This is a genomic window from Ramlibacter sp., from assembly GCF_028292805.1.
Classification (GTDB): domain Bacteria; phylum Pseudomonadota; class Gammaproteobacteria; order Burkholderiales; family Burkholderiaceae_C; genus Ramlibacter.
In genome coordinates this window covers 1-3,465 of record NZ_JAQGLS010000046.1, presented here as the reverse complement: position 1 = coordinate 3,465, position 3,465 = coordinate 1, and the positions used below count along the sequence as shown (strand labels likewise).

The following is a 3,465-nucleotide window of genomic DNA, read 5'->3' as shown; positions in this document are numbered from 1 at the left end:
TTCGACATCCGCCGACACCATCGCCACCGATGCGGCTGAGGCGATCCAGGCGTCGCGCACGCTGCCCGGCCAGATTGCCACCCTGATCCTGCCCGCCGACACCGCATGGACGCAGGCCAGACCGCACGGACCGCTCGACTTCGAGCCGCCGGAGCCGACGCTGCCGGCCGACGCGAAATTCGATGCCGCGATCAAGGCGCTGAATTCAGGCGAGAAGGTCACGCTGGTGCTGGCCGGGCGCGCGCTGCGCGCGGCGCCGCTTGCGCTGGCCTCCCAGATCGTCCAGCGAACGGGCTGCGCCATGCTGGCGCAGTATTCCAATGGCCGGATCGAACGGGGCGCGGGTCGGGTGCCGATCACGCGCACGCCCGCGCCGGTAGACGAGGGCGTGGCCGCGTTCAAGGACTCGCGGCACGTGATCCTGCTCGGCGCCAAGGTACCCGCGCCCATGTTCGGTTATCCGGGCAAGCCCGACTTCCTCATGCAGCCCGGCGCGCAGCTGGTCGAGCTCACTTCGCCCGGCGACGACCTTCATGCGACGCTGAAGGAACTGGCCACCCGAGTGGGAGCCCTGGGCGAAACGCCGATCGTCGATACCCCGCGCCAACTAATCATCGGCTCGGGCGAGCCCACGCCCGACGCGGTCCTGCGCACGATCGCGGCGCTGATTCCGGACCACGCCATCGTGATCGACGAATCCATCAGCGCTGGTCGCAGCTTCTTTCCGGCGTCCATGGGCGCCCGTCCGCATGACTACCTGCAGCTGACCGGCGGCGCGATCGGCAGTGGCATTCCGATGGCCGTGGGTGCCGCGCTGGCCTGCCCGAACCGCAAGGTGATCAACATGGAAGGCGACGGCAGCTCCATGTACACCATCCAGGGGCTGTGGACGCAGGCGCGCGAAAAGCTGGATGTGCTCACCATCGTCTTTGCCAACCGCGGCTACCAGATCCTCAAGAAGGAACTGGTCGGCGTGGGTGCCAAGGAGTGGGGCGAGCAGGCCGAACGCATGCTGTCCATCGCTCGGCCGGACATCAGCTGGGTCAAGCTTGCCGAAGGGATGGGCGTGGAAGCGGCCACCGCCGACAGCTGTGAGCAGCTCGCGGGCCTCATGCGCCACGCGTTAAAACGCAAGGGGCCGTTCGTGATTGAAGTGCGAATGAACCGGGGTTGATCGCCAAGTAGGCACGACCATGGATTTCGCATTCACCGACTCCGAAGAACAGCTGCGCTCGCAAGTGCAGGTCTTCATCCGGGACAACTTCACGCCCGAAGTCCTGGCCGACTTCGCGGGTGGCAAGCGCGGCCGCGGCTTCGGGCCCGGCGCGGCACCCATCTTCCAGAAGATCGCCGAGCACGGCTGGAACGCGATCGCCTGGCCCAAGGAGTATGGCGGCCAGGGCGGCAGCCGCATCACGCAGTTCCTGGTGGAAGAGGAGTTCTACCGCGCCGCCCAAATCGTGATCGGCGGCGGCGGAACCGGCACGCCGGCGGTGCTGGCCTCGGGCACCGAGCAGCAGAAGCAGCACTATGTGCCCAAGGCAATTCGCCGCGAGATTATCTTTTCGCAGGGCTACAGCGAGCCGCATTGCGGCACCGACCTGGCGGGGGTCCGCTGCCGCGCCACGCGCAAGAGCACGCCCGAAGGCGAGGTGTACGTCATCAACGGCCAGAAGATCTACACCACCAACGCGCAGGTCTCAACCCACATCTTTCTCCTGGTTCGCACCGATCCCGAGTCCAGGCGCCACGCGGGCTTGTCCATCCTGCTGGTGCCGATGGACACCCCGGGCATCACCGTGCGTCCGCTGCTCACCATCCAGAACGAACCGGGCGGCCCGCCTGGCACGACTTACGGCGAGGAGCGCACCAACGAGGTGTTCTTCGTCGACGTCACCGTGCCGGTGGCGTGCCTGTTGGGCGACGAGGGCGATGGCTGGGCCGTGTCGCAGCGCGGTCTGAACCTGGACCGCGTGGGTGCCTGGCGCTACCTGATTTCGGTCAAGCGCGACGAGGACATCGTCAACTGGCTGAAGTCCGACGACGACCGCGCCCAGCCGCTCAAGAGCGACGCCGCGGTGCGCGACAAGGTGGCGGAACTCTGGATCGAAGGTCAGGTCTGCCGGCTGATGACCATGCGCAGCATGACGCTGGAACAGCGCGGCGCGGCGTTTTCATATGAGGGCGCGGCCGAAAAGGTCTGGGCGCCCGAACACGGCGTTCGCGCGACCGAGGCCATCGGCCAGATCCTGGGCCCGCATTCGCAGTTGCTCAATGGCTCGCCCGACAACGTGCAGGAGGGCTTGTATGCCCACAACTTGCTGTCCGCGTTTCAGTCCACCGTCAATCACGGTAGCGTCCAGGTCATGCGCGACCAGATCGCGCGCAGGGGCCTGGGCATGCCCAAGTCCCGCAAGTAAAAGGGTACCGATCGTGGATGTATTGCCCGACGAACAGGAGATCCTGATTCAGGAAACCGCCCGCGAGTTCTTCGCGGCCGAAGCCACGCCCGCCTTGGTGCGCATGGTGGAAAAGGACCCTGAACGCTATAGCCCGCAACTGTGGAAGAAGCTGGCCGAACTCGGCTGGCTCGGCATCAGCTTGCCCGAGGAGTGCGGCGGCCAAGGGCTGCCGCTGACCTATCTCGGCCTGATTATGGAAGAGGTGGGGAGGCATCTCGCACCGGTACCGATGCACAGCACCATGGTGCCGGCGCTGGTGCTGGCGCGCTATGGCAGCGCGCGGCAGCGCGAACTGCTGGCGCAGGTCACTGCAGGGGAGCTGATCCTATGCCACGCGATCCAGGGGCCAGACGGAAGCTGGGCTGCGGATGGCCGCGGCCTGAGTGCGCGACGGGACGGGGCGGACGTCGTGCTCGAGGGGCAGCGCTCCTTCGTCGACAACTTCGCTATCGCCCGAAAGTGCCTGGTGCTGTATCGCTTCGAATCGGGCGAAGTGGGCGCCGCGCTCATCGACGCGCGGCTGCCCGGGATCACCCGAACCGACCTCGTGACGACTGCCAAGGACGGCGAGTGCCATGTGCGGTTCAACAATGTGCGCGTCGCTCCCGCCGACGTGATCGACCCCGGCGCCCGCGCCGGTGCTATGGGGCCCTGGCTTTGCGACCTCAGCACAGCACTCATGACCGCGCAGCTGGTCGGCGCCGCACGCCGCGCCATGGAGTTCGCCGTCGAATATGCGAAGCAGCGTGAAGCCTTCGGTCACCCGATCGGATCATTCCAGTCACTGCAGCACTTGGCCGCCGACATGTTGATCGCAGTGGACGGCGCGCAGTTGCTGGTGCGCGAAGCCATCTGGCGCCTGTCGCAGGACCTGCCTGCCTCGATCGAGGTGTCCCAGGCAAAGGCTTTCGCGGGCGACAAGTGCATCTTCGTCGGCCGGTCAGCGCAGCAGATCCACGGCGGCATCGGCTTCATGATGGAGTGCGACCTGCAGCTCTGGTAC

3 protein-coding genes are annotated in these 3,465 nt (G+C 66.6%); all 3 read left to right on the top strand.

The window, feature by feature from the left end:
- Window positions 1-1,174, top strand: a 1,174-nt coding sequence (locus JWP65_RS02330; RefSeq protein WP_299759968.1) for an acetolactate synthase large subunit, incomplete at its 5' end; no start/stop codon positions are given.
- A 19-nt stretch (window positions 1,175-1,193) separates the two neighbouring features.
- A complete protein-coding gene (locus tag JWP65_RS02325) occupies window positions 1,194-2,420 on the top strand; it encodes an acyl-CoA dehydrogenase family protein (RefSeq protein ID WP_299759966.1) in 1,227 nt (408 codons plus the stop codon).
- Between the two features lie 13 nt (window positions 2,421-2,433).
- The coding region (locus JWP65_RS02320; protein ID WP_299759964.1) for an acyl-CoA dehydrogenase family protein at window positions 2,434-3,465 on the top strand (1,032 nt) is incomplete at its 3' end.